This window comes from Streptomyces sp. NPDC046465 (assembly GCF_040646035.1).
GTDB lineage: Bacteria > Actinomycetota > Actinomycetes > Streptomycetales > Streptomycetaceae > Streptomyces.
This window is the reverse complement of the sequence record NZ_JBEYZK010000033.1, coordinates 1-25,452: the sequence shown is the minus strand read 5'-3', so window position 1 is coordinate 25,452 and position 25,452 is coordinate 1. Positions and strand designations below refer to the sequence as shown.

Genomic DNA, 25,452 nt, shown 5'->3' with positions numbered 1-25,452 from the left:
GCAGGACGAGCATGCAACGGATGTGACCTGGGCCACTCCTTGGTTTGGTTCGGGTAAGTGCGGGCAGGGGCGCACCCGGAGCGAACCCCGTCGAGGATTCAACTTTTCGACCGGTAAGTGGGCAGACCCCATGCCGCTCCACGGCCCGCCGGCGGGGGAGGCGGGCCGTCTTGGTTCAACCCGAGAGGTGTATGTGTCCAGGCTGCAGGCCGAGCACTTGTACAAAGTGTTCGGCAGACGACCCGATGACGCGGTGGAGAAACTCCGCCACGGAGCCGACCGAGAGGAGCTGCGCGCCGACGGCACCACCGCTGCCGTGATCGATGCTTCCTTCGAGGTCGAGCCGGGCCAGATCTTCGTCGTCATGGGTCTCTCCGGATCCGGCAAGTCCACGTTGCTGCGCATGCTCAACGGGCTGTCGGAGCCGACGGCCGGTCACGTGCGCTTCGACGGTCAGGACCTGACCGAGCTGAGCGCCCGCGAGATGCGGGAGGTGCGCTCCAAGAAGATCAGCATGGTCTTCCAGCACTTCGCGCTCTTCCCGCACCGCAGCGTCCTCGAGAACGCCGGTTACGGCCTCGAGGTGCAGGGCGTGCCGCGCGTCGAGCGCGAGAAGCGCGCCACCGAGGCGCTGGAGCTCGCGGGTCTGAAGGGCTGGGAGAAGTCCTGGCCCGACGAGCTGTCCGGCGGCATGCAGCAGCGCGTGGGCCTGGCCCGCGCGCTCGCCACCGACGCCGACATGCTCCTCATGGACGAGTCGTTCAGCGCGCTCGACCCGCTGATCCGCCGCGACATGCAGGACCAGCTCCTGGTGCTCCAGAAGCGGCTGAAGAAGACCATCGTCTTCATCACCCACGATCTCAACGAGGCCATGCGCCTGGGCGACCAGATCGCCGTCATGCGCGACGGCCGCATCGTCCAGATCGGCACCTCGCAGGACATCCTGGTCACCCCGGCCAACGACTACGTGGCCTCGTTCACGCAGGACGTCGACCGGTCCCGGGTGCTCACCGCGGGCGCGATCATGGCCGAGCCGGACGAGGACTACGTGCGGGCCGACGCCCCCGCCACGGTCACCGAGGACACCCCCATCATCGAGCTGTTCACGCCCTGCTCGACGAGCGAGGTGCCGGTCGCCGTGACCGACGCCGAAGGCAAGCTCGTCGGCGTCGTGCCGCGGGCCAGGCTGCTCGCCGTGCTCGGCGAGTCGATGCACTCGGAGACGGCGGCGGAGCCGCAGGACGCGACCTCCGCCTCCGTACCCGCGCAGGACAAGGGCGGCAAGAACGTGGGCAAGGTGAGCAGCGGTGCCTAGGATTCCCTTCGGCGACTGGGTCAATGACGCGGTCGAATGGTCGAGAACCCATATGGACTGGCTGTTCTCGTTCATCAAGACCCTCTTCCAGAACATGTGGGACGGCGTCTACGACGTCCTCTCCGGGCCCGAGCCGCTGCTGATGGCGGGCATCCTCGCCGTCATCGCGTTCTGGCTGCGCGGGCTGCTCGGCGGTGTCCTCGCCTTCGTGGGCTTCGCGTTCATCGTGTCCCTGGAGCTGTGGGACAACGCGATGATGACGTTGTCCCTGGTGCTCGTCTCGACGTTCGTGGCGCTCGTGATCGCCGTGCCCGTGGGCATCTGGGCGGCGCGCTCCAAGACGGTCAGCGGCATAGTCCGGCCCGTCCTGGACTTCATGCAGACGCTGCCCGCGATGATCTACCTCATCCCGGCCCTGCTGTTCTTCCGGATGGGCGCCCCCGCGGGCATCGTCGCCACGATCGTCTTCGCGCTCGCCCCCGGCGTGCGCATGACCGAGCTCGGCATCCGGCAGGTCGACAAGGAACTGGTCGAGGCGGCCGACGCGTTCGGCACCACGCCCCGCAACACCCTCTTCCGCGTCCAGCTGCCCCTCGCACTGCCGACGATCATGGCCGGTGTCAACCAGGTCATCATGCTCGGCCTCTCCATGGCGGCCCTGACCGGCATGGTCGGCACCCCGGGCCTCGGCGCCGACGTCAACGCGGCCATCGGCCAGCTCGACGTCGGTCTCGGCGCGGAGGCGGGCGTCTCCATCGTCATCCTCGCCATCTACCTGGACCGCGTCACCAGCGGCCTGGGCAGCCAGGTCTCGCCGCTCGGCCGCCGCGCGCTCGCCAAGCTGCGGGCCGCGCGGGGCCTGAACGTGTGGAACTACCGCCCCCGGCCCGTCGTCGCGATGGCCGGTGTCGTCGCCCTCGCGCTCGTCGCGGGCGGCATGGGCATCTTCGGCGGCACCAAGTCCGAGTCGGTGGCCGACAGCAAGAACGTCGGCCAGGGCAAGCAGATCAACATCGGCTACATCAACTGGGACGAGGGCATCGCCTCCACCTTCCTCTGGAAGGAGATCCTGGAGCAGCGCGGCTTCAAGGTGAACGCCAGCCTGCTGGACGCCGGTCCGCTGTACACGTCGGTCGCCCAGGGCGACGTCGACTTCCAGACCGACGCGTGGCTGCCGACGACGCACGCCACGTACTGGAAGAAGTACGGCGACAAGCTGGAGGACATCGGTGCCTGGTACGGCCCGACCTCCCTTGAGCTGACCGTCCCTTCGTACATGAAGGACGTCGACTCGCTGGCGGACCTCAAGGGCAAGGGCGGCAAGTTCGGCGGCAAGATCGTCGGCATCGAGCCGAGCGCCGGCGAGATGCAGCTCCTGAAGAGCAAGGTCCTCAAGGCGTACGGCCTCGACAAGGAGTACAAGGTCGTCGACGGCTCCACCACGGCGATGCTGTCGGAGCTGAAGGCCGCGTACGCCAAGAAGGAGCCGATCGTTGTTCCGCTCTGGTCCCCGCACTGGGCGTACAACGACTTCGACCTGAAGAAGCTCAAGGACCCGAAGGGTGCCTGGGGCAAGGGCGACGGCGTGCACACGCTGGCGCGCAAGGGCTTCTCGAAGGAGAACCCCGAGGTCGGCAAGTGGCTGAAGAACTTCAAGCTGGACGAGAAGCAGCTCACCAGCCTTGAGGCGGAGATCAACAAGGCGGGCAAGGGCAAGCAGCAGGACGCCGTCCGTGCCTGGCTGAAGAAGAACCCGAAGGTCGTCGACAAGCTGGCCCCGCTGCCCGAGAACTCGGGCGGCGAGGAGAAGAAGCGTCCGCTGAAGGCCGCGTACTTCGCCTGGGACGAGAACGTCGCCGTCACCAACCTGTGGAAGCGCGTCCTGGAGAAGCGCGGCTACAAGATGGAGCTGACCCCGGCGGACGTCGGCCCGGCCTACACCGGTCTCGCGCAGGGCGACCTCGACCTCAACCTCGACGCCTGGCTGCCCACCGCGCAGAAGACGTACTGGGACAAGAACAAGGCCAACCTCAAGGACCTCGGTTCCTGGTACAGCCCGACGTCCCTCGAGGTCGCCGTCCCGGACTACGTCAAGGACGTGAAGTCGCTCGAGGACCTCAAGGGCAAGGGCGACAAGTTCAAGGGCAAGATCATCGGCATCGAGCCGGGCACCGGCGTGATGCAGGCGCTCAAGGACAAGGTCCTGCCGGGCTACGGCCTTGAGGACGAGTACGAGATCGCCGCGGGCTCGACCCCCGCGATGCTCTCCGAGCTGAAGGCCGCGTACTCCAAGAAGGAGCCGATCGCGGTCCTGCTCTGGTCGCCGCACTGGGCGTACAGCGAGTACGGCCTCACCAAGCTGAAGGACCCCAAGGGCGGCTTCGGCAAGGGCAATACGATCCGCTCGCTCTCCAGCAAGGACTTCCCCGACCAGTACCCGCAGCTCACGAAGTGGCTCAAGAACTTCAAGATGAGCGAGAAGGAACTGGCAGGACTGGAGAACGAGATCAACAAGGCGGGCAAGAACAACGAGCCCGAGGCCGTCGACACCTGGCTGAAGAAGAACCCGGGCTTCGAGGAGAAGATGACCTCCACGAAGTAGCTCCACCGGTCAGCAGTGCTTGCATCAGCAGTGCTTGAAGGGGTGGGCCTCGCCTTGTGGCGAAGCCCACCCCTTCCGGCGTTCCTGGTGGGGCCGCCGACTCCCTAACCTCGGACGGGCCCCTTCTCGAACATTCGAACGTGAGACCGCATCCGTGACCGCAAGGCAGCCCAGGACCACCCTCCTCGTCGTCGCCCTCGCGCTGGCCCTGGCCGCCGCCCTGCTCGTCGCGCAGCTCGCGCGCGCCGACGCCGCCCCCGCCTCCGCGGGCACCGCGCGCCTGGCCGCGCTCGCCGAGGACGTGACCGCCGCCGACGGCCACCGCTACGACGCGCGGGACCACACCGGCCGCACCATGGACGCCGCGCAGATCGCGCAGGCCCAGGACGGCACGTACCTCGCCGTCTACCACACGCTTCTTCCCGACGGCCGCTTCCACGCCGCCGTCGCGACCTCAAACGACCTGCGCCACTGGCACCGCCGCCACGACTTCGGGCCCGGCACCCACCAGGCCTCGCTCGCGCACGACGGCCGGGGCGGCTACGTCCTCGCCTACGAGAAGGACCCCCGCAACCACATCGCCGTGCGGGCGTACGCGAACCTGGCCGCACTTCTCGACGGACGCGCCCGCCGCGCCTTCGACGCACCCCTGACCCTCTCGCACTGCGCCGAGGGCACCCCGAGCATCACCGCCGTGCGCGGCGCCACGATCCACCTCACCGGGCACTACCGGGCGGGCTGCGAGACCGACCGCCAGCTGCGCGCGACCCTCACCGGCTTCCGGCACTGGCGCGCCGAGCCCGACCGCCGCCTGGACCGCGCCGTGCGGAGCCTGGGCAACGGCGGCAACATAGGAGACCGGGCACCCGTGGAGCTCGGCGGGCAGCGCGTGGTGCTCGTCGAGGGCCAGGGGCGGCCGGGCGACTTCGGCAGCTGGGGCACGTACGCGTACGACCCCTCGAGTGGCCGCGCGGACCGCCTCGGCATCCGCACGCACGGCGGCAGCCACGCCTTCGCCAACCCCTCGGCGACCCTGCTCACCGACCCGCGGGGCCAACCCGCCCTGCTCGTCAGCCTGTTCGTGCCGAGCGAGGGTTCGGCCCCCGGGGAGTCCGGGCAACTGCTCTACTGGCATGAGCTGTAGCGGGCGGTCGGGGCAATGGGGCAAAACCGTTTGGCGAACATGCGTAGGGTGCAGAGGACCCCTCAGGGTGGAGAGCGGGCCGATGCGCTGAAGGGAGCCGAGGCGATGGACGAGCACAAGGAGACCCTCCGGGTGGGCTCGGCCGTGCGGCGCCGCCGTCGGCAGCTGGAGCTCACCCTGGCCGTCGTCGCCGAGCGCAGCGGTCTCTCCGTGCCGTTCCTCAGCCAGATCGAGAACGAACGCGCCCGGCCCAGCATGCGCTCCCTGCAGCGGGTCGCCGACGCCCTGTGCACCACCGACGTGGAGCTCCTCGCCGCCGCCGACCCGGCCCGCACCGTCGAGGTGGTGCGCGCCGACGACGACACGGACCTGGACGGCTCCACCCCCGACGCACGCGTACGCGAACTGGCCCGCGGCCATCACCAGCTGCACGCCCTCGAATTCATCGGGGACCACGACGAGGGCCGCGAATTCCAGCACCGCAACGACGAGTTGATGTACGTCGTCGAGGGCGCCGTGGAGATGGAGGCCGAGGGCCGCGCCTACCGCCTCGGACGCGGCGACACCCTGTTCCTCACGGGCGGGGTCAGGCACCGCTGGCGGGCCACCGTGCCGGACACCCGGGTCCTGGTGGTCGCCGTCGGGGACCACATCGAAGCCGTGGACGACAAGGGGCGCTGACGTGCCGCTCGTACGCGGCCCGCTGCGGGTCGTCTCCCTGGTGCCCTCGCTGACCGAGGCCGTCGCCGTCACCGTGCCGGGCGCGCTGGTCGGGGCGACCGACTGGTGCAGCCATCCGGCGGACCTCGATGTGACCCGGGTGGGCGGCACGAAGAACCCCGACGTGCCCCGCATCGTCGCCCTCGCCCCCGACCTGGTCGTCGCCAACGAGGAGGAGAACCGCGCCCCCGACCTGGCGGCGCTGCGCGTGGCGGGCATCGAGGTCCTGGTGACCGAGGTGCGGACGCTGCCCCAGGCCTTCCAAGAGCTGACCCGGGTCCTCGCGGCGTGCGGTGCGGGGCGGCGGCCCGGGTGGCTGGCGGAGGCCGAGGCGGCGTGGCGGGAGCTGCCCGTGCCGCCGGTCCCGCTGCGGGCCGCGGTGCCCATCTGGCGGCGGCCGTGGATGGTCGTCGGCCGTGACACGTTCGCGGGCGACCTCCTCGCCCGCCTCGGTGTCGCCAACGCGTACGCCGCTCACGCCGAGCGCTATCCGCGGGTGCCGGTCGAGGAGCTGTGCGCGGCGGAGCTCGACCTGGTGGTGCTGCCGGACGAGCCGTACCGCTTCACGCGCGACGACGGTCCCGAGGCGTTCCCCGCCCACCTGCCGACCGCCCTGGTCAGCGGCCGCCACCTCACCTGGTACGGCCCCTCGCTCGCCGAGGCTCCCGCCGTGCTCGGCGCGGCGCTCAGCGCAGCGCGATGAGCCCGGCGTCCGTGGGCCGGAAGCCGCAGGCCTCGAAGTAGAAGGGGCGCAGGTGCTCGTCGAAGTCGACGTGCAGCCACTCGCAGTCCGCCGCGCGCGCCCCGCGGACGGCGGCGGCCACGAGCTCGGCGCCGATCCCGGTGCCGCGCAGGTCCTGAGCGACCACCGTGTCGAGGACGAAGGCGTGGACCCCGCCGTCCCAGGCGACGTTGACGAACCCGACCAGCCCGCCCTCCGCGCGGGCACAGACCCAGCCGAGACTGTGCCGGTGCAGCTGCGCGTGCCAGCCGATGGGCAGCGGGGCGTGCTCGAACGCCTGTGCGTGCAGGGCGTTGACGGCCGGGTCGTCGAAGGCGCCGCGCCATTCGTAGGTGATCGTCATGCCCGCAGCGTAGAGGGGGCCGGTGCCGGTGCCGCGAGGAGCCTTCCGTCGACGACCCCGCGCAGGGTGTGCGCGAGCGCCACGGCCCAGGCGGTCCCGAGGAGGACGAAGAGGGCGACCGCGAGCCAGTCGAACACCGCGAGCCCGGTGTGCTTGCCCAGGCCCTCGGCGCCCGTCACGCAGGTGCCGACGGGGAAGGTGAACGCCCACCAGGTCATCGCGAAACCCATGCCGCGGCGCCGGGCGCGCACCACCATGGCCGCGGCGAGCGCCAGCCACATCAGGGCGAAGCCCATGACGGGGACGCCGAAGAGCACGGCGAGGGCGAGGAAGCCCCGGTCGAGCGGGGCGTGCGCGATGCCCGGGGCGAAGTCGGCGAACTTGTCGGCGGCGGTCGTCGACTGGCCGAGCGGGCCGAGGACCAGGAAGAGGGTGGGGGTGAGCGCCAGGGGCAGCGGGCCCGCTGTCACCAGGCGGGCGAAGATCACCGGCAGCATCACCAGGGTGGTGAGCAGGCTCAGGCCGAACATCGCGAAGCAGCCGTAGAGCATCGTCTGCTGGGCCTGGCCCGCGGGCAGGTGGGGGATGAGCAGCGGGCCGACGGCCGCCGACACCATGGGGGCGACCACGGGCAGCAGCCACACGGGCGAGGCCTGGTCGGCGGCGATGCGGTGGCGGACGACCATCAGGTAGGGAATGGCCACGGCGGCCGTGAGCCCGATGGCCGTGCCGACGGAGAACAGCACGGTGTCGACCGCGACGGCGGCGCCCGTGCCGATCCAGTCCTTGCCGACGATGAGAGTGCCGCCACCGACCGCGAGCAGCGCCATCGGCAGACACCCGTAGAACGGCGCCATCGTCGGGTCAAGGAGGTGCGCGCGGGCCTGATCGCGGTGGTGGACCCAGTGCGCGGCGCGGGCGGTGAGCAGGACGGCGAGCAGCACGAAGGACAGCGCCCACACGACCGTGCAGCCCGTGCGCAGTCCCGGGAATCCGTGCGGCAGGGTCGCGCCGGCGTTGGCGATGATGGCGGTGCCCATGACGGAGGCGTACCAGTTCGGGCCGAGGTGGCGGACCGCGCCGAGGCGGGTGCCCGCGGCCGTGCGGGGGATGCCCGCGGAGGCGGTGGGCTGAGCGGTGGTGACCATGCGTCCACGGTCGTACGGGGCGGGGGGCCGCCACCAGACAGCGCGCTTCTATGGGGGCATAAGCTGGCTTTATGAGTACGTCCCCTGCGTCCCCTGAGCCTCTTGAGTCTCCCGCGTCCTCCGCCCGCCCAGCGCCCCCTGAGCCGTCCGCCTACCCGAGCGTCCCCGAGGCCCCGCTCGCCCACCGGGTGCCCGACCTCGGCGCGCTGCAGCTGCTGCTCGCGGTGGCCCGGCTCGGCAGCCTCGGGCGGGCCGCCCGGGAGCTGGGCATCACCCAGCCCGCGGCGAGCAGCCGGGTGCGCGCCATGGAGCGGCAGCTCGGCGTCGCGCTCGTCGACCGCTCGCCCCGCGGCTCCCGCCTCACGGACGCGGGCGCCCTGGTCACCGACTGGGCGGGCCGGATCGTGGAGGCGGCCGAGGCCTTCGACGTCGGGGCGCAGGCGCTGCGCGTGCGGCGGGACTCGCGGCTGCGGGTCGCGGCGAGCATGACGATCGCCGAGTATCTGCTGCCGGGCTGGCTGATCGCCCTGCGGACCCAGCGCCCTGACACGGCGGTGTCGCTGCTCGCGGGCAACTCCGCGGCCGTCGCGACCCGGTTGCTTGCCGGGGAGGCGGACCTCGGCTTCGTCGAGGGCCTCACCGTGCCGGGCGGGCTCGACGACGTGGTCGTCGCGTACGACAGGCTGGTCGTCGTGGCGGCCCCCGGGCACCCGTGGGCACGGCGCAGGAAGCCGCTCGGGGCGGCCGAGTTGGCGGCGACGCCGCTGATCCTGCGCGAGGAGGGGTCGGGCACCCGCCAGGTTCTCGAAGCGGCGCTCGGCGGGCTCGCCCGGCCGCTCATCGAGCTGTCGTCCACGACGGCGGTGAAGGCGTCGGCGGTCAGCGGGGCGGGGCCCTCGGTCCTCAGCGAGCTCGCGGTGGGCGAGGAGCTCGCGGCCCGGCGCCTTGTGGAGATCCCGCTGGCGGACGTGCGGCTGCGCAGGGAGCTGCGGGCGGTCTGGCCGACGGGACACCGCCCCGCGGGGCCGGGGCGGGATCTGCTGGCGCTGACGCGGCGCACGTGAGGCGGCCGCGTCCAGCGGCAGTCGGCGCGGGGGAGCGGGGCAGCGGGGCGACGCCTGTGGCAGATGCGCCGGGGCGCGGAAAATGTCTGGCGTCACCCCCGGACCCGCGCCCACCATGGGTGCATGAACGTGACCGCGCCCCCGGCGACCGGCGTCCGCACCCCGTGGTGGCAGCTTCCCGCGCACGTCCGCGAAGGGCTGGAGAGCGAGCTCGGCGCGGCCGTGGTCGAGGCGGTGACGCAGCGCGGCGGGTTCTCGCCCGGTGTCGCCGCCCGGGTGCGGCTCGACGACGGCCGGCGGGCGTTCGTCAAGGCCGTGAGCGCCGAGGCCAACCCCGGCAGCCCCCGCCTGCACCGCACCGAGGCCCGCAACTCCGCCGCCCTGCCGGCCGCCGTGCCCGTACCCCGGTTCCTGGCCTCCTACGACGACGGGACCTGGGTCGCCCTCGCCTTCGAGGACATCGCAGGGCGCCAGCCGCAAGTGCCCTGGCGCGCCGATGAGTTCGCGCGGGTGCTGGCAGCGGTGGACGCCCTCTCGCGGGACCTCACGCCCGCGCCGGTGGCCGCCCCCACCGCCGTCGAGGCGTGTGCGGGCATCTTCCGGGGGTGGGAGCGGCTGATCGAGGAGGGGGCGGAGGCGGCCGGGCGGCTCGATCCCTGGGTCCGCCGCAACCTGCCCGCGCTCGCCGGACTCGCCGCGCCCTGGGGCGAGTCCGCGTCGGGCGACACTCTCGCCCACGGCGATCTGCGCGCCGACAACATGCTGCTCACGGCCGACGGCGACCGGGTCGTCTTCGTCGACTGGCCGCACGCCCTGCGTGCCGCGCCCTGGTTCGACCTGCTCCTCATGCTGCCGTGCGTGCGGGCCCAGGGCGGCCCGGAGCCGGAGGAGGTGTTCACCGCCCAGCGGGTGGGCGCGGAGGCCGACCCGCTGGGTGTGACGGCGACGCTGGCCGGCCTCGCCGGGTACTTCGTACGGCAGTCGCTGCGGCCCGCCCCGCCCGGACTGCCGACCCTGCGCGCCTTCCAGGCCGCCCAGGGCGCGGCCGCCGTGGCGTGGCTCAGGACGCGGCTCGCGACGCGGCGCGGACCAGCGCTGCCATGACGCGCGTGTCCTCGCCCATCTCCGGGTGCCACTGCACGCCGAGCGCCCAGGCGGGGCCGGGCAGTTCGAGCGCCTCGACGGTGCCGTCCGCCGCGTACGCCGAGGGCACGAGGTCCCGGCCGATGCGGTCCACCGCCTGGTGGTGGTAGGTCGGCACCTCCGTGGCCGCGTCCGGCACGATGGACTCGTAGAGCGTGCCGGGGACCGGCTCCACCGCGTGCGTGCCGAACACACCGATCTGCTCTCTGTGCCCCTCCATGTGCTGGACCAGCGTCCCGCCGAGCGCCACGTTCATCAGCTGCATGCCGCGGCAGATGCCGAGCAGCGGTGTGCCGGACGCCAACGCCGCCTCGATCAGGGCGAGTTCCCAGGCGTCCCGCTCCCGCGCGGGCGGCCCGGTGAGCTCCTCGGGATCCGCGCCGTACCGCGCGGGCTCGACGTCGGGGCCGCCCGCGACGACCACCCCGTCGAGCCGGTCGACGACGGAGCGCGCGTACCCGGGATCGTCCGGCGGCAGCATCGAGGCGAGGCCGCCCGCCGCCTGGACGAGCCGGGGGTAGCCCGCGGGCAGCAGCGCGGCGGGCAGCTCCCACACGCCCCAGCTCGCCCGGGACTCCAGATAGGTGCTGACCCCGATCAGCGGCCTGCCGCTCACTGCGTTCTCCCTCACCGTTCTCCTTCAGCGTGGTGTTTCAGTGCGGTGTTTCGGCGTGGTGCCTCAGTCGCGTTCCAACTCTGCCTCGGCGGCCGCGAGTGCCGCGAACTCCTCCTCCGGTGCGCGCGCCACCAGATGCTTGCGGCTGTACAGGCCGAAGTAGCCGATGGCGACCACGTACACCGCGAGCGCGATCAGCGCCGCCGTCACGTCCACCAGGAACGTCGCGACCAGCGCGGCGCAGGCCAGGACCAGTGCCACCGACGAGGTGAGGATGCCGCCGGGCGTGCGGTAGGGCCGCTCCAGATTCGGCTCGCGGCGGCGAAGGACGATGTGCGAGAGCGACATCAGGGCGTACGAGATGGTCGCACCGAAGACCGCGACGTTCAGCATGCGGGCGCCGTCACCGGTCGCCGCCGCCAGGCCGAAGCCGATCGCGCCCGGGACGAGCAGGCCCAGGTAGGGGGCCTTGCGGCTGCTGGTGAGGGAGAGGAAGCGGGGGAGGTACCCGGCCCGGGAGAGCGCGAAGAGCTGGCGCGAGCCCGCGTAGATGAGCGAGAAGAAGGAGGCCACCAGGCCCGCGAGGCCCGCGTAGTTGATGACGCGGCTGAGCCCCGTCGCCTCGCCGTCCGGCTGGAGCGCCTCGACCAGCGGGTTGCCCGCACCCTGGATCGCGTTCGCGCCGCGCGCCCCGGCCGACGCGAAGAAGGTGAGGAGCGCGAGGGCGGCGAGGATGGCCATCGACCAGCGGATCGCGCGGGGCAGCGTGCGCGCCGGGTCCTTCGTCTCCTCGGCGGCCAGCGGCACGCCCTCGACGCCGAGGAAGAACCACATGCCGAACGGGAACGCGGCCCAGATGCCCAACAACCCCATGGGGAGCCAGGAGTTGGCGCCGAAGGCGCCGGTGTCCACCGGGATGTCGTTCAGCTTCGACGCGTCGAAGTCCATGAACGCGCCGACCGCGAAGACGAGCAGCGCCGCCACCGCGATGCCGGTCACGACGAAGCTGAAGCGCAGCGCCTCGCCGACGCCCCAGAGGTGGATGCCGATGAACACGGCGAAGCAGGCCAGATAGACCGGCCAGCCCGAGGTGAGGCCGAAAAGGCCCAGCGATTCGACGTAGTCGCCGATGAAGATGGAGATCGCGGCGGGCGCGAGGATGTACTCGATGAGGATGGCCGTGCCGGTCAGGAAGCCGCCCCAGGGCCCGAGCGCCCGGCGCGCGAAGCCGTAGCCGCCGCCCGCCGTGGGCAGCACGGACGAGAGCTCGGCCAGCGAGAAGACCATGCACGCGTACATCACGCCCATCAGCCCCATGGCGATGGCGAGGCCACCGAAGCCGCCCTCCGCGAGGCCGAAGTTCCAGCCGGAGTAGTCGCCCGAGACGACATAGGCGACGCCGAGTCCGGTGAGAAGGAGCCAGCCCGCGCTGCCCCTGCGCAGCGTCCGGCGCTCCAGATAGTCGTCCGCCGGTTCGGCGGGGCTCGGCTTGGAGGACTCCACGGTCATGGCACGGCTCCTATGTGGCGGCACATGGATCTGCTCGAATGCTGCAGGACACGCAATGGAACGGATCCATACCTTTGCCGTGCCGGGTGGGAGAAATCAAGCCCCCTGCGTTACCCGGCGGTTAACAGCGCCTCACGCGCCGAGGCCCGCGGCCTCACGTCAGAAAGCCCCGCAGCAGGGCCGCCGTTCCCGCGCAGTGCTCGCGCATCATCTCCCGCGCGCCGTCCGCGTCCCCGTCGAGCACCGCCTCGACCAGCGCGGTGTGCTGGCGCTGCGAGTGCTCCAGGTTCCGTACGAGCAGCGGGATGCAGTCCAGGAGGTCGTTGACGGTCGCGCGGACCGCCGCGTACTGCGCGGTGAGCGACGGCGACCCGCACAGCTCGGCGAGCGTGAGGTGGAGGAGCGTGTCCAGCCTGCGGTACTCCGCGAGGGGCGCGTCGTGGGTCCGGTCGAGCGCCGCGCGCAGCCGGTCCGCCTGCTCGCCGGTCAGGCCGTGGGCCGCGCAGAGCCCGGCCGCGCCGACTTCGAGGACCTCGCGGAACCGCAGCGCGTCCTCGACGTCGACGTCCTTGATGCGGCGGCGCAGCTCGCCCTCGCCCGGCGCCGCGGGGCGCGGCCGCACGAAGGTGCCGCCGTACCGCCCGCGCCGCGACTCGACGAGGCCCTGGTCCTGCAGCACCTTCAGGACCTCGCGCAGCGTGACCCGGCTGATGCCGAGGCGGTCGGCCAACTCCCGTTCCGACGGCAGGCGTTCGCCGCCGGGGACCAGGCCGAGGCGGACCACCTGGAGGATCTGCTCCAAGGCCTCCTCGAAGCCGTTGCCCGCCCGCACCGGACGCAGGACCGGCGTCAGCCGGTCGTCCTCCGTCCCGGGCGGGACACCTCCGTTGGTGTCCTCTTCCGTGTGCGACATGCCCGTACCCCCTTCCCAAGCAAAGGTTCTCCGCAATACCTTATGGCTCCCGGCTGACCCAAGGAGGCTTTTCCCGTGGCAGACCGCACACCCCCGCTCGCCGTCGAGGAGCTCACCGCCCTCGTGGCGAGCGGCGAGATCGACACTGTCGTCCTGGCCTTTCCCGATATGCAGGGGCGGCTCCAGGGCAAGCGGTTCGCCGCCCGCTTCTTCCTCGACGAGGTCCTGGAACACGGTACGGAGGGCTGCAACTACCTCCTCGCCGTCGACCCGGAGATGAACACCGTCGACGGATATGCGATGTCCTCCTGGGACCGCGGCTACGGCGACTTCGCCATGCACGCCGACCTCTCCACCCTGCGCCGCGTCCCCTGGAACGAGGGCACCGCGATGCTCATCGCGGACCTGGCCTGGAGCGATTCCTCACCCGTGGTCGCGGCGCCCCGCCAGATCCTGCGCCGCCAGCTGGACCGCCTCGCCGAGCTCGGCTTCACCGCGCACGTCGGCACGGAGCTCGAATTCATCGTCTTCAAGGACACCTACGAACAGGCGTGGGACGCCGGGTACAAGGACCTCACCCCGGCCAACCAGTACAACATCGACTACTCGGTCCTCGGCACCGGCCGCATCGAGCCGCTCCTGCGCCGCATCCGCAACGACATGGCGGCCGCCGGGCTCGTCGTCGAGTCGGCCAAGGGCGAGTGCAACCCGGGCCAGCACGAGATCGTATTCAAGTACGACGAAGCCCTGGTCACCTGCGACCAGCACGCCATCTACAAGACCGGCGCCAAGGAGATCGCGTCCCAGGAAGGTGTCTCGCTCACCTTCATGGCCAAGTTCAACGAGCGCGAGGGCAACTCCTGCCACATCCACCTCTCGCTCCAGGACGCCGACGGCACCAACGTCATGGCGGGCTCCCCGGACGACCCGGGAGGCATGTCACCCGTCATGCGGCACTTCCTCGCCGGTCAGCTCGCGGCGCTGCGCGACTTCTCCCTGCTCTACGCGCCCCACATCAATTCCTACAAGCGGTTCAGGCCGGGCTCCTTCGCGCCGACCGCCGCCGCCTGGGGCTACGACAACCGCACCTGCGCACTCCGCGTCGTCGGCCACGGCCGCTCGCTCCGCTTCGAGAACCGGCTCCCCGGGGGCGACGTCAACCCGCACCTGGCCGTCGCGGGGCTCGTCGCCGCGGGCCTGTACGGGGTGGAGCAGAAGCTCGAACTCCCCGAAGAGTGCACCGGCAACGCCTACAGCGGCGACTACGCGCACGTCCCCACGACGCTGCGGGAAGCCGCCGAGCTCTGGGAGAACAGCCCCATCGCCAAGGCCGCCTTCGGTGACGAGGTGGTCGCCCACTACCGCAATATGGCGCGGGTCGAGCTGGACGCCTTCGACTCCGCGGTGACCGACTGGGAGCTCCGCCGCTCCTTCGAACGCATGTGAGGCACCCTTGCTAGAGGTATTGAACCCGGCGACCGAAGAAATCATCGCGACCGTCCCCGCCGCCACCGCGCAGGACGTCGACGCCGCCGTCGCGCGTGCGACATCGGCACAGGCCAAGTGGGCGGCCGCCGCCCCCGCCGACCGCGCGCGCCTGCTGCGCCGCTTCGCGGCGGTCGTCGACGAACACCTCGAAGAACTCGCCCGGTTGGAGGTGCGCGAGGCCGGTCACGTCATCGGCAACGCGCGCTGGGAGGCGGGCAACGTCCGCGATCTCCTGGACTTCGCGGCCGGGGGAGTGGAGCGGCTGAGCGGCCGTCAGATCCCGGTGCCCGGGGGCCTGAACGTGACGATTCTCGAACCCCTCGGGGTGGTGGGCGTCATCGCCCCCTGGAACTTCCCGATGCCGATCGCCGCCTGGGGCACCGCCCCCGCCCTCGCGGCCGGCAACGCGGTGGTCCTCAAGCCCGCGGAGACGACCCCGCTCACCGCGCTCCGCCTCGCCGAACTCGCCCTGGAGGCAGGCCTTCCCGAAGGCCTCTTCCAGGTGCTGCCCGGCAAGGGCGACGTCGCGGGCGCCGCCCTCGTCGAACACCCCGGCGTCGCCAAGATCGTGTTCACCGGCTCCACCCGGGTCGGCAAGCAGATCATGGCCACATGCGCCGACCGCGTGAAGCGCGTGACCCTCGAACTCGGCGGCAAGAGCCCGAACATCGTCTTCGCCGACGCCGACGTGGAGGCCGCCGCCCTCGCCACCCCCATGTCGTACCTCGACAACTCCGGCCAGGACTGCTGCGCCCGCACCCGCATCCTGGTGCAGCGCTCCGTCTACGACCGCTTCCTGGAGATCGTCAGGCCCGCAATCGAATCGGTCGTCGTCGGCGACCCGTCCGACGAGAAGACCCAGATGGGCCCGCTCATCTCCAGGTCCCAGCTGGAGCGGGTGCGTTCGTACGTCCCGGCCGGCGACGGAATCCACGGCACCGCCCCCGAGGGGCCCGGCTTCTGGTTCCCGCCGACGCTCCTCACCGATGCCGCCCCGACGTCGCCGGTGGCGACCGAGGAGGTCTTCGGGCCGGTCGCCGTCGTCCTGCCCTTCGACGACGAGGCCGACGCGATCCGCCTCGCCAACGCGACCGAGTACGGCCTCTCCGGGTCCATCTGGACGCGGGACGTGGGGCGTGCCCTGCGCGTCTCCGGCGCGGTGGCCGCGGGCAACCTGTCCGTCAACTCGCACTCCAGCGTGCGCTATTGGACCCCCTTCGGCGGTTACAAGCAGTCCGGACTCGGCCGTGAACTCGGCCCGGACGCGCTCGCCGCATTCACGGAAACCAAGAACGTCTTCATCAGCACGGAGGCCTGAGCACCCATGACCGAAGAGACTCTCGCATCCCCTGGGGGCGCCCCCCAGACCCATGGCTGCCGCCGCCTCGTCGGCCGCACCGCCGTCATCACCGGCGCAGGCAGCGGCATCGGCCTCGCCACCGCGCGCCGCCTCGCCTCCGAAGGCGCCCATGTCGTCTGCGGGGACATCGACGAGAGGGCGGGCAAGGCCGCGGCCGACGAGGTCGGCGGGACCTTCGTGAAGGTCGACGTCACCGACGCCGACCAGGTCGAGGCGCTCTTCAAGACCGCGTACGACACCTACGGCTCGGTCGACATCGCCTTCAACAACGCGGGCATCTCGCCGCCCGACGACGACTCCATCCTGGACACGGGCCTCGAAGCCTGGAAGCGCGTCCAGGACGTCAACCTCACCTCCGTGTACCTGTGCTGCAAGGCGGCCCTCCCCTATATGCGGCGGCAGGGCAAGGGCTCGATCATCAACACCGCCTCGTTCGTGGCGAGGATGGGTGCGGCCACGTCGCAGATCTCGTACACTGCGTCCAAGGGCGGCGTCCTCGCCATGTCCCGTGAGCTGGGCGTGCAGTTCGCCCGCGAGGGCATCCGCGTCAACGCGCTCTGCCCGGGCCCGGTCAACACCCCGCTCCTCCAGGAGCTGTTCGCCAAGGACCCCGAGCGGGCCGCGCGCCGCCTCGTGCACATTCCGGTGGGCCGCTTCGCGGAGGCCGAGGAGATGGCGTCCGCGGTGGCCTTCCTGGCCAGCGACGACTCCTCGTTCGTGAACGCCACGGACTTCCTCGTCGACGGCGGGCTCACGGGGGCGTACGTCACGCCGCTGTAGTTCAGCCCCTGTAGTCCAGCCCTCGCAGTTCACCCTCCAGCCACCACCCCGTCAGCCGGGCGTCGCACGACGCCCGGCTGACCTGCGTAGACACGGGAGTGTGTACATGAACTTCAAACGCCGCTGCACCGCCGCAGCCGCCGTGCTCGCCGTCGCGGGAACCGGCCTCCTCGGCGTCCAGGCCACCGCAGAAGCAACGCAGCACGCCCGGCCGAAGGCCGAGAAGTGCCCCACGCTGACCGTCTCCGAAGGCTGGTACGGCAAGAACAAGGCGCGGCTCCAGCGCATGCTGGACCAGTACGGCAGATGCGGCGAAGGCCGGGGCGCCGCCAAGCCCGTCGCCACCTTCGACTGGGACAACACCGTCATCAAGAACGACATCGGCGACGCCACCATGTTCTGGCTGCTGCGCAACGCCAAGATACGCACGCCCGAGCGCGGCGACTGGCACACCACGAGCCGCTATCTGACCGGCCCGGCGGCCAGGGCCCTGGCGAAGGCCTGCCCCGCCACCGGCACCACCCTGCCCACCCACCGCGACACCGCCTGCGCCGACGAGATCCTCTCCGTCTACAGCGAGGGGACCACGACCTCGGGGAAGACGGCCTTCGCGGGCTTCGACCGGCGCCGCATGGAACCGCAGTACGCCTGGCTCGCCCAGCTCACCCGCGGCTGGACCACCCGCCAGGTCGAACAGTTCGCGGCCGCCGCCCGCAAGGAGAACCTCGCCGCGCCCGTCGGCGCCGAACAGCGGGTCGGCACGGAGCGGGTCACCGGCTGGGTCCGCTACTACGACCAGCAGCGCGACCTGATCCGCACCCTCAAGAAAGCAGGCTTCGACGTCCACATCGTCTCGGCGTCGCCCGAGCCCGTCGCCGAGGTGTGGGCGAAGGCCGTGGGCATCGACGCCCGGCACACCCTCGGCATCCGCAACGTCACCGCACACGGCAGGCAGACCGCGCACCTCAAGGGCTGCGGCACCGTCAGGGACGGCGACGACTCGATGATCACGTACATCGACGGCAAGCGCTGCTGGATCAACAAGGAGATCCTCGGCGTGCGCGGCGCCGCCGCCGAGATGGTGCAACCGGCCGGGAAGCGCCAGGTGTTCGCGGCGGGCGACTCCGACACGGACGTCTCCTTCCTGCGCGACGCCACCGGCCTGCGGCTCGTCCTGAACCGCAACAAGAACGAACTGATGTGCCGCGCCTACGAGAACGGCGACGGCCGCTGGCTGGTCAACCCCATGTTCATCGAGCCCAAGGGCAAGAAGGCCGACCCCTACCCCTGCGCCACCACGGGGTACACCCGACGGGACGGCGCCCCGGCGCCGGTGCGCCGTACGGACGGCTCCGTGATCCCCGATCAGCGGGACACGGTGTACGGGAAGTCGACACCATCGTCAGCGCCGTAGGACTGATGTACGGTCCACTCGCATGCGTAACAGAAACATTTTGGCGCTGACCCTGGCCGCGGCCGCCACCCTGGCGGCCGTGCCGGCAGCTCTCCCCGCGGCCGCCGCCACGCCCGCGAACCCCCGTACCGCCGCGGGGCACTGCCCCCAGCTGTCCAAGAAGCTGACCTGGTACGGCGACAACCGCGCCCACCTGCAGCAGATGATCGACGAGCGCGGCAGTTGCTCCCACCCGCACCTCGGACACGGCAAGAAGCGCCCGGTCGCCGCCTTCGACTGGGACAACACCGTCACGAAGAACGACGTCACCGACGCGACCATCGCCTGGTCCCTGCGCCACGACAAGATCCTGCGCCCCAAGAGCTGGAAGTCCACCAGCAAGTGGATGACCGACGACGCACACCGCGCGCTCACCAAGGCCTGCGGCACAAAGGTCCCGGTCGGCAAGCCGCTGCGCACCTCCACGAACAAGGCCTGCGCGGACGAGATCTTCGAGGTCCGCGAGGACGGGAAGACGATGAGCGGCAAGGCCGCCTTCGCCGGGACGTGGGACCACCGCCACACCGTCCCGCAGTACGCCTGGGTGCCGCAGATCTTCGCCGGGCACACCGTTCCCGAGCTGGAGTCGTACGCGGCGAAGGCCCGCAAGGAGGCGCTCGCCGCCCCGATCGGCGCCACCCAGACCGTCGGCACCCACGAGATCCCCGGGTACGTCCGCTACTACGACCAGCAGCGTGACCTGATCCGCACCCTCAAGAAGGCAGGCTTCGACGTCTACATCGTCTCGGCGGGCTCGGAGCCGGTCACCGAGGTCTGGTCGAAGAGCGTGGGCATCGACCGCAAGCACACCGTCGCCATCCGCTCCGTCCTGGACCGCAAGGGCCGCATCACCACCTGGAACCAGGGCTGCGGCGGCGTCCCCGTGAACAAGGGCGAGGCCATCCCGTACATCGACGGGAAGCGCTGCTGGATCAACCAGGAGATCTTCGGGATCAAGGGCAAGCAGGCCTGGGACAAGCAGGACCGGGGCGACCGCATCGCGCTCGGCGGCGGCGACGCCGACACCGACGTGACGTTCGTCGGCGACGCGACCGGCGCGCACCTCGTGCTCAACCGCAACAAGAACGAGGTCATGTGCCGTGCGTACGACGACGCGGACGGCCGCTGGGTCGTGAACCCCATGTTCATCGAGCCGCTCAAGCAGAAGCCCGACCTCTACCCCTGCTCGACGAGCGCGTACAACGAGCACAACGGGGACAAGGGTCCCGTCCGGCGCGCGGACGGCTCCGTGGTCGCCGACCAGCGGGACTCGGTGTACTGAGTCCTCGCGGCACGACTTAGAGTGCCGGGATGAGCATGTCGACTCCTCCCGGCTGGTACCCGGACCCGTCGGCGCCGGCGGTCGAACGCTGGTGGGACGGGACCGCCTGGACCGAGCACCGGCGGACCCCCGAGTACGCCCAAGTGCCGCAGGACGGGCAGGGCTTCGGCCCGGCCGCCGACACCACGGCCGTGATCGCCCCGGCCGCCTCCGGCGGCGGCCGGGGCAAGGCCGTCGCGCTCGCCGCCGCCGGGGTCGTCCTCGTCGGCGCGATCGTCACCGGCGCCGTCGTCCTGACCAAGGACGACGGCGACCCGACCGGCGGCGCGCCGGCGCCGAGCGCGTCGGTGAACAGCGATCCGGCGCCCACCGGGACGGAGTCGAAGTCGGCGTCCCCGTCCGCCGACCCCGACCCGGACACCCTCGTCGACGACCTCAACGGCATCACGCTCCCCGTCCCCGACGGCTGGGTGAAGGGCGACGGCTACATCGGCGGCGGCGCGACCGTCCAGACCCCGGACATCATCGACTGCCCGGGTGACTCCGGCCTCTGCCGCGCGGGCACCGTCACATCGAGCACCGTGACGGGCACGGACGAGACGGACCCCAAGACGCTCGCCCAGGGCGACATCAAGGACGCCGCGGACGAGACCTACGACCACGACAAGCTGGACAACGAGCCCTACGGCGGCATCACCGGCCACGAGAAGCTCGGCGAGGGCCAGGTCGCGGTCGCGGGCCGCACCGGCTACTACGTGCGGTGGCGCGTGCACACCGCCAAGGGCTCCGGCGGGTACGTCCAGTCGCTCGCGTTCAAGTCGAGCGTCGGATCGGAGTCGATGGTCATCGTCCGCTTCGCCGTCGGCGCCGGGGACGGCGACCCGCGGGTCTCCGTCATGGACGAGATCACCGAAGGCATCCGCTCGGTCGACGACAGCGGTACGGGCGGCGGCGTCGGCGACGACGTCGGCGCGACCCCCTGAGAGCAGGCCCGCAGGGGGCGTGATCACAGGAAGGTCTGGCCCTCGCCCCGGTACGTCGGGACGCTCGCCGTCACCTTGTCGCCCTCGACGAGATGCAGTGTCTCGAACCGCTCGCACAGCTCACCCGCCTTGGCGTGCCGGAACCACACCTTGTCGCCGATCAGCAGATCGTCCGCCGCCGGGCCGTGCAGCGGAGTCTGCACCTCGCCCGCCCCTTCCTGCGGGTCGTACCGCAGCCCCTCGGGGAGGTACGGCTCCGGCGAGCGGTCGGCGCCCGCGACGCCCGACGCCGGATACCCGCCGCCGAGCACCGTCACCGTCCCCGCACCGGGCCGCCGCACCACGGGCTGGGCGAACAGCGCGGCAGGACGCCCGCTGAACGACGTGTAGTTGTCGAAGAGCCGCGGCACGAAGAGCCCCGACCCCGCGGCGATCTCGGTGACCGCACGCTCGGCCGCGGTGTGCTGCACGCTGCCGGTGCCGCCGCCGTTCACGAACTCCAGGTCCGGCGCGACCGCCCGCACGGCGGCGATGGTCTCCCCCCGGCGCGCGGCCAGCTCCTTGCGGGCCGCGGCCTGCATCATCCGGATCGCCCGCGAGCGCGCCGGGCGCCCCTCGACCGCGTCGCCCACGCCCGCGACATGACCCTCGTACGCCATGACGCCCACGAGCCGGAAGCCGGGCCGCCGCACGACGGCGCGGGCCAGCGCGGCGACCTGCACGGGGGAGTGCAGCGGCGAACGGAGCGCGCCCACGCGCACGCGCCCGGCAAGGACCCGGAAGGACGTATCCAACTCCAGGCAGACCCGCACCTCCTCGGTCCCGCCGTCCCTGGCCTCGTCGATGAGGCGCAGCTGCGCCGGGTCGTCGACCATCACGGTCACCGCGGCAGCGAGCTTCGGATCGGCGGCCAGTCGCGCGAAGGAGGCGCGGTCCGCCGAGGGATAGGCGAGCAGCACGTCGTCGAAGCCGGACCGGGCGAGCCACAGCGACTCGGCGAGCGTGAACGACATGATCCCCGCGAAACCGTCCCGGGTGAGGACGCGTTCGAGAAGGGCACGACAGCGCACGGACTTGCTCGCGACCCGGATCGGCTTGCCCGCGGCCCGGTGCACGAGATCGTCGGCGTTCGCGTCGAAGGCGTCCAGGTCGACGATGGCGACGGGAGCGTCCAGGTGCGCGGTGGCCCGGTCGTAACGGGCCCGGTCTGCTGCGCTCCGCGGCGCGTGACGCCGCGGTGAAGGGCGGTGGCCGGGGGCGGGGTGGGCTGTCATGGCCGAAGCCTGCCAGACACGATTACCGGAGGGTAGGGGGACGATCCGGGCAGATCGCCCGGGGGTGCGGACTGAGTTCCCGTACGTCCGGCGGCAGCCCGTAGAGTGACGCGCACGGAGCCCGACCGAGCGGTGTGCACAGAACCTCGCCGGCCTCGCGCTCCGGCCGGCCGGAGCGCGAGGAATCGGGGGAGCATGAGCACGGAGGCGCCTCGCAGCCCCATCCCCCCACGCCCCACCACGCCTCCTCCCCGCCCCGCATCCCCGCCGGCCCCCACGGACCGGCCCCGCGCGGCACAGCCCTCCGCGGACGACGCCTCCGCGGACCCGTCCGACGAGGCCGCCGAGCCGCCGCCCGCGCCGTCCGCCCGCTTCCCCGACGTCCGGCCGCCGGTCGACCGGGACTGGGTGCTCGACAGGCCGCGGCCCGCACCCCTCGACGGCGACGAGGACCCGGGCCAGGCGGCCCGCATCCAGGACCTCCTCGCCCCCTTCGAAGAGGCCCGCGCCGCGGCCCCGCCGCCCCCGGCCTCCGCACGCCTGCCCGACACCCCGCCGGTGCCGCCCGAGGACCGGGCTCCGCTCGTCGCGGCCGCGCCCCGTACGACCGCCGCCCGTCGCGCGACCGGAGCCGTCGATCTGACGCCGGGGCCCGGCGCCGGACGGCCCTTCGTCTTCTTCGCGCGGCCCGCGATGTACGACGACAGCACCACCCGGCTGCGTCCCGTCGGCGCCTGGGCGCGCCCCCGCGCGGCCGCAGCCGTGGCCTGTGTCGTCCTCGGGCTCGGCCTCATCGGCGGAGCGGTGACCGGGAGTTGGCTGACCGGGGAGTCCGCCGCGGGCGGCGCGACGCGCAGCGCGTACACCGTCACCGGCGGGCTCTGGCACAGCGTCCCCGTCGACCGGCTCTTCCCTCCCGCGCTGGAGGGCGAGGGCGCGGGTCCGGGCGGCGCCGACCGTGCCTGGACCCGGATCGCCGTCGCACCCGACAGCAACTGCAAGGACGCCTTCGACCCGTTGCTTCGGAAGGCGCTCGCACCGGTCGGCTGTCTGCGGCTGCTGCGCGCCACGTACACGGACGCCACCCGCAGCCATGTCACCACCGTGGGCCTGCTGTTCACCAAGGCGGACGCCGACGGCATGCAGACACTGCGGAACCGTTTCACGGAGGAGGGGCTCGACCGGCGCCCCGACCTGATGCCCCGGCCGTACGCCGCCAAGGGCACCGCCGCCGAGGGCTTCGGTGACACCCAACGGGCCACCTGGACCATGTCCGTGCTCCCGGACGCACCCGTCGTCGCGTACGCCGTCTCGGGGTTCGCCGACGGCCGCGTCGTCACGGACCCCGAGCCCGCCACCGAGGCCATGGGCACCAACACCACGTCGGCACCCGCCCAGTCCGGCCTCGGCCACGAGGCGAAGGGCATCGGAGACCGCGTCGAGCGGGGCCTGCGCAAGACCATCGCGGCCGCGGAGAAGAAGTCATGAGCACCCGTCGGGCGCTCGTCGCCACCGTGGCCACCGCCCTGGCGCTCGCCCCGGCCACCGCGTACGCCGACGACGGCATCCGCGCCCAGCAGTGGGGCCTCGACGCCATGCACACCAGCCAGGCCTGGCAGACCACCAAGGGCGAGGGCATCACCGTCGCCGTCCTGGACACCGGCATCGACGACGAGCACCCGGACCTGGCGGGCAGCGTCCTCGACGGCGAGGACATGGTCGGCTTCGGCGCGGGCCGCGGCGACCGGCCCTGGGCCCGGCACGGCACCGCCATGGCCGGCATCATCGCGGGCCACGGACACGGCGGGGGCCGCGCCGACGGCGTGCTCGGCATCGCGCCCGGGGCGAAGATCCTGCCGGTCCGCGTGATCCTGGAGGACGGCGACCCCGCCCGCAAGAAGGCCCGCAACACCCGTGGCAACGCCCTCGCCGACGGCATCCGCTGGGCCGCCGACCACGGCGCGGACGTCATCAACCTCTCGCTCGGCGACGACTCCAAGTCCGCCCACCCCGAACCGGCCGAGGACGCCGCCGTGCAGTACGCCCTGAAGAAGGGCGTCGCCGTCGTCGCCTCCGCGGGCAACGGCGGCAAGCGCGGCGACCACGTCTCCTACCCCGCCGCCTACCCCGGGGTGATCGCCGTGACGGCCGTCGACGAGAACGGCGCCCGCGCCGCCTTCTCCACCCGGCGCTGGTACGCCACCGTCGCGGCCCCCGGCGACGACATCATCATCGCGGACCCCGACCACAAGTACTACGAGGGCTGGGGCACCAGCGCCGCCTCCGCCTTCGTCTCGGGCGCCGTCGCCCTGATCCGCGCCGCCCACCCGTCGCTCACGCCCGCCCAGATCAAGCAGCTCCTGGAGCGCACCGCCCGCGACGCCCCCTCCGGCGGCCGCGACGACTCCCGGGGCTTCGGTCTGATCGACCCCGCCGCCGCACTCGCCCGCGGCGACAGGCTCAAGCCCGAGAAGCCCCCCACGACGGCCCACGGCGCGCAGTACTTCGGCCGGGGCCCGGACCCGGCACAGGGCGACGGCGGCCCCGCGGGCTGGGTGGGCCCGGTCGCGGGCGGCCTCGGCATCGCGCTGCTCGCGGCGGCCGTCCACCTCTGGCGGACCAGGTCGGGAGCGCCCCGGGTGCCCGGTCGGGGCGCGGGACCCGCTCTGTAGGGTCGACACCGTGGCGAACATGGCGAACATGGCGAACAAGAACATTCCCGACCCCGGCTTCTCCGACGACGACGGGACGGCCGACCCCCGGCTGGCCGAGGCCCTCACCGCCTGGTCCGCGGACCGCACGGCCCACGGCCCCGTCCTCGAAGCCCTGGCAGGCGCCCGGCTCCTCGTCCCCGTCGTCGCCGTGCTCGGCGAGGTGGAGGAGGACGAGAACGGGCTTCGCCGTGAGAAGACCAGTGACATGGCGGTGCCCACCCTCAAGGCCGGTGACCGCAAGGCGCTGCCCGCCTTCACCTCCATCGAGGCCCTCGCCCTGTGGGACCCGGCGGCCCGCCCCGTCGCCGTGCCGCTGCACCAGGCGCTGCAGGCCGCCGCCCACGAACAGGCCGACACCATCGTCCTGGACCTTGCGGGCCCCGTCCCCTACGAACTCGGCCGCTCCGCCCTGCTCGCCCTCGCCGAGGGGCGCGCCAGCGCCGACCCGCTGGCCGACCCCGCCGTCACCGGAGCGGTGCGCGCGGCCGTCGCCGCCGAGCCCGCCGTGCTCCGCGCCCACCTGGGCCCCGGCCACGCGGACGGCACCCTCGCCCTGGTCCTCGACCCGGCCGCGGACCCGGCCGAGGCCGCCCAGCGCGTGGCCCGGCGGATCGCCGCCGACGAAACACTGAGGGCCCGCCTGGTGCGCGGCCTCGACCTGGCACTCCTGCCGGCCGAGGCGACGCCGCCGGGCGAGCCCCTCTACGTACGTACGGTGTGAAGGCGCAGAGCCTGTGTCATATCCCCGGCCGGGCGGGCGTCGTCTGGCACGCACGCTCGCCGCGTTGCCGAAAAGCCCTAGTAGCTCCTCCCCCAGGCCTCAAGGGCCCGGGGGGACCCCCATCGAGGACTTCCCGGC

General features: G+C 72.3%; 22 protein-coding genes. 16 read left to right on the top strand and 6 right to left on the bottom strand.

The features are described from left to right. The first annotated feature begins 193 nt into the window (after positions 1-193). From ABZ953_RS35405 to ABZ953_RS35385, 5 genes are all read left to right on the top strand, one after another. Positions 194-1,315: a glycine betaine/L-proline ABC transporter ATP-binding protein gene (locus ABZ953_RS35405; RefSeq protein WP_361732931.1), complete on the top strand. Its 1,122-nt coding sequence runs from the start codon at positions 194-196 to the stop codon at positions 1,313-1,315. Then, the gene (locus ABZ953_RS35400; protein ID WP_361732929.1) at positions 1,308-3,917 is read left to right on the top strand and encodes an ABC transporter permease/substrate binding protein; all 2,610 of its coding nucleotides are present in this window, start codon (positions 1,308-1,310) and stop codon (positions 3,915-3,917) included. The genes ABZ953_RS35405 and ABZ953_RS35400 overlap by 8 nt, the downstream gene beginning before the upstream one ends. Positions 3,918-4,071: 154 nt before the next feature. Continuing rightward, positions 4,072-5,061 (top strand): hypothetical protein, encoded by a 990-nt coding sequence (locus tag ABZ953_RS35395; protein WP_361732927.1) that lies wholly within the window; start codon positions 4,072-4,074, stop codon positions 5,059-5,061. Between the two features lie 105 nt (positions 5,062-5,166). Then, a complete protein-coding gene (locus ABZ953_RS35390; RefSeq protein ID WP_361732925.1) occupies positions 5,167-5,742 on the top strand; it encodes a cupin domain-containing protein in 576 nt (191 codons plus the stop codon). A 1-nt stretch (position 5,743) separates the two neighbouring features. Next, on the top strand, positions 5,744-6,484 hold the full coding sequence (locus tag ABZ953_RS35385; RefSeq protein WP_361732923.1) for a helical backbone metal receptor: 741 nt from the start codon (positions 5,744-5,746) through the stop codon (positions 6,482-6,484). On the opposite strand, the gene ABZ953_RS35380 is transcribed toward ABZ953_RS35385, so the two are convergent. Both ABZ953_RS35380 and ABZ953_RS35375 read right to left on the bottom strand, forming a co-directional pair. Then, positions 6,468-6,866 carry a GNAT family N-acetyltransferase gene (locus ABZ953_RS35380; RefSeq protein WP_361732921.1) on the bottom strand — a complete coding sequence of 133 codons (399 nt, stop codon included), beginning with the start codon at positions 6,864-6,866 and terminating at the stop codon, positions 6,468-6,470. The genes ABZ953_RS35385 and ABZ953_RS35380 overlap by 17 nt on opposite strands. Further along, positions 6,863-8,014 (bottom strand): TDT family transporter, encoded by a 1,152-nt coding sequence (locus ABZ953_RS35375; RefSeq protein WP_361732919.1) that lies wholly within the window; start codon positions 8,012-8,014, stop codon positions 6,863-6,865. The genes ABZ953_RS35380 and ABZ953_RS35375 overlap by 4 nt, the downstream gene beginning before the upstream one ends. A gap of 71 nt (positions 8,015-8,085) precedes the next feature. Between ABZ953_RS35375 and ABZ953_RS35370 the strand changes: the two genes are divergently transcribed. Both ABZ953_RS35370 and ABZ953_RS35365 read left to right on the top strand, forming a co-directional pair. Further along, positions 8,086-9,078 (top strand): LysR family transcriptional regulator, encoded by a 993-nt coding sequence (locus ABZ953_RS35370; RefSeq protein ID WP_361732917.1) that lies wholly within the window; start codon positions 8,086-8,088, stop codon positions 9,076-9,078. Between the two features lie 123 nt (positions 9,079-9,201). Next, positions 9,202-10,182 (top strand): phosphotransferase, encoded by a 981-nt coding sequence (locus tag ABZ953_RS35365; RefSeq protein WP_361732915.1) that lies wholly within the window; start codon positions 9,202-9,204, stop codon positions 10,180-10,182. Here the strand turns inward: ABZ953_RS35365 and ABZ953_RS35360 are convergent. The 3 genes from ABZ953_RS35360 to ABZ953_RS35350 form a co-directional block, all read right to left on the bottom strand. Beyond that, a complete protein-coding gene (locus ABZ953_RS35360; protein ID WP_361732913.1) occupies positions 10,139-10,852 on the bottom strand; it encodes a gamma-glutamyl-gamma-aminobutyrate hydrolase family protein in 714 nt (237 codons plus the stop codon). The two genes, ABZ953_RS35365 and ABZ953_RS35360, sit on opposite strands and share 44 nt — an antisense overlap. Positions 10,853-10,900: 48 nt before the next feature. Next, the gene (eat, locus tag ABZ953_RS35355) at positions 10,901-12,346 is read right to left on the bottom strand and encodes an ethanolamine permease (protein WP_361732911.1); all 1,446 of its coding nucleotides are present in this window, start codon (positions 12,344-12,346) and stop codon (positions 10,901-10,903) included. Between the two features lie 154 nt (positions 12,347-12,500). Then, on the bottom strand, positions 12,501-13,259 hold the full coding sequence (locus ABZ953_RS35350; protein WP_361732909.1) for an FCD domain-containing protein: 759 nt from the start codon (positions 13,257-13,259) through the stop codon (positions 12,501-12,503). Positions 13,260-13,334: 75 nt separating this feature from the next. On the opposite strand from ABZ953_RS35350, the gene ABZ953_RS35345 reads away from it, so the two are divergent. The 6 genes from ABZ953_RS35345 to ABZ953_RS35320 all read left to right on the top strand — a co-directional run bounded on the left by ABZ953_RS35345 (position 13,335) and on the right by ABZ953_RS35320 (position 20,605). Next, positions 13,335-14,705, top strand: coding sequence for a glutamine synthetase family protein (locus tag ABZ953_RS35345; protein ID WP_361732907.1), 1,371 nt, complete (start codon positions 13,335-13,337; stop codon positions 14,703-14,705). A 7-nt stretch (positions 14,706-14,712) separates the two neighbouring features. Further along, positions 14,713-16,065, top strand: coding sequence for an aldehyde dehydrogenase family protein (locus tag ABZ953_RS35340; RefSeq protein ID WP_361732905.1), 1,353 nt, complete (start codon positions 14,713-14,715; stop codon positions 16,063-16,065). 6 nt (positions 16,066-16,071) lie between these two features. Continuing rightward, positions 16,072-16,887, top strand: a complete 816-nt coding sequence (locus tag ABZ953_RS35335) for a 3-oxoacyl-ACP reductase (RefSeq protein WP_361732903.1) — start codon at positions 16,072-16,074, stop codon at positions 16,885-16,887. Between the two features lie 106 nt (positions 16,888-16,993). After that, on the top strand, positions 16,994-18,301 hold the full coding sequence (locus ABZ953_RS35330; protein ID WP_361732901.1) for a haloacid dehalogenase-like hydrolase: 1,308 nt from the start codon (positions 16,994-16,996) through the stop codon (positions 18,299-18,301). A gap of 22 nt (positions 18,302-18,323) precedes the next feature. Beyond that, on the top strand, positions 18,324-19,622 hold the full coding sequence (locus ABZ953_RS35325; protein ID WP_361732899.1) for a haloacid dehalogenase-like hydrolase: 1,299 nt from the start codon (positions 18,324-18,326) through the stop codon (positions 19,620-19,622). Between the two features lie 29 nt (positions 19,623-19,651). Next, positions 19,652-20,605, top strand: coding sequence for a DUF2510 domain-containing protein (locus ABZ953_RS35320; RefSeq protein ID WP_361732897.1), 954 nt, complete (start codon positions 19,652-19,654; stop codon positions 20,603-20,605). A gap of 23 nt (positions 20,606-20,628) precedes the next feature. Here the strand turns inward: ABZ953_RS35320 and ABZ953_RS35315 are convergent, their stop codons facing one another. Next, the gene (locus ABZ953_RS35315) at positions 20,629-21,879 is read right to left on the bottom strand and encodes an amino acid deaminase/aldolase (RefSeq protein ID WP_361732895.1); all 1,251 of its coding nucleotides are present in this window, start codon (positions 21,877-21,879) and stop codon (positions 20,629-20,631) included. 195 nt (positions 21,880-22,074) lie between these two features. On the opposite strand from ABZ953_RS35315, the gene ABZ953_RS35310 reads away from it, so the two are divergent. The 3 genes from ABZ953_RS35310 to ABZ953_RS35300 are packed head-to-tail and all read left to right on the top strand — an operon-like array spanning position 22,075 to position 25,314. After that, a complete protein-coding gene (locus tag ABZ953_RS35310) occupies positions 22,075-23,367 on the top strand; it encodes a hypothetical protein (protein WP_361732893.1) in 1,293 nt (430 codons plus the stop codon). After that, positions 23,364-24,551 (top strand): type VII secretion-associated serine protease mycosin, encoded by a 1,188-nt coding sequence (gene mycP, locus ABZ953_RS35305; protein WP_361732891.1) that lies wholly within the window; start codon positions 23,364-23,366, stop codon positions 24,549-24,551. The genes ABZ953_RS35310 and mycP overlap by 4 nt, the downstream gene beginning before the upstream one ends. A 28-nt stretch (positions 24,552-24,579) precedes the next feature. Beyond that, positions 24,580-25,314 (top strand): SseB family protein, encoded by a 735-nt coding sequence (locus tag ABZ953_RS35300; RefSeq protein ID WP_361733001.1) that lies wholly within the window; start codon positions 24,580-24,582, stop codon positions 25,312-25,314. Positions 25,315-25,452 lie beyond the last annotated feature (138 nt).

Coding starts and splice junctions, on each gene's coding strand:
- ABZ953_RS35390 (WP_361732925.1), top strand. CDS start 5,167: ATGGACGAGCACAAGGAGACCCTCCGGGTGGGCTCGGCCGTGCGGCGC.
- ABZ953_RS35380 (WP_361732921.1), bottom strand. CDS start 6,866: ATGACGATCACCTACGAATGGCGCGGCGCCTTCGACGACCCGGCCGTC.
- ABZ953_RS35375 (WP_361732919.1), bottom strand. CDS start 8,014: ATGGTCACCACCGCTCAGCCCACCGCCTCCGCGGGCATCCCCCGCACG.
- ABZ953_RS35370 (WP_361732917.1), top strand. CDS start 8,086: ATGAGTACGTCCCCTGCGTCCCCTGAGCCTCTTGAGTCTCCCGCGTCC.
- ABZ953_RS35365 (WP_361732915.1), top strand. CDS start 9,202: ATGAACGTGACCGCGCCCCCGGCGACCGGCGTCCGCACCCCGTGGTGG.
- eat (WP_361732911.1), bottom strand. CDS start 12,346: ATGACCGTGGAGTCCTCCAAGCCGAGCCCCGCCGAACCGGCGGACGAC.
- ABZ953_RS35350 (WP_361732909.1), bottom strand. CDS start 13,259: ATGTCGCACACGGAAGAGGACACCAACGGAGGTGTCCCGCCCGGGACG.
- ABZ953_RS35335 (WP_361732903.1), top strand. CDS start 16,072: ATGACCGAAGAGACTCTCGCATCCCCTGGGGGCGCCCCCCAGACCCAT.
- ABZ953_RS35330 (WP_361732901.1), top strand. CDS start 16,994: ATGAACTTCAAACGCCGCTGCACCGCCGCAGCCGCCGTGCTCGCCGTC.
- ABZ953_RS35325 (WP_361732899.1), top strand. CDS start 18,324: ATGCGTAACAGAAACATTTTGGCGCTGACCCTGGCCGCGGCCGCCACC.
- ABZ953_RS35320 (WP_361732897.1), top strand. CDS start 19,652: ATGAGCATGTCGACTCCTCCCGGCTGGTACCCGGACCCGTCGGCGCCG.
- ABZ953_RS35315 (WP_361732895.1), bottom strand. CDS start 21,879: ATGACAGCCCACCCCGCCCCCGGCCACCGCCCTTCACCGCGGCGTCAC.
- ABZ953_RS35310 (WP_361732893.1), top strand. CDS start 22,075: ATGAGCACGGAGGCGCCTCGCAGCCCCATCCCCCCACGCCCCACCACG.
- mycP (WP_361732891.1), top strand. CDS start 23,364: ATGAGCACCCGTCGGGCGCTCGTCGCCACCGTGGCCACCGCCCTGGCG.
- ABZ953_RS35300 (WP_361733001.1), top strand. CDS start 24,580: ATGGCGAACAAGAACATTCCCGACCCCGGCTTCTCCGACGACGACGGG.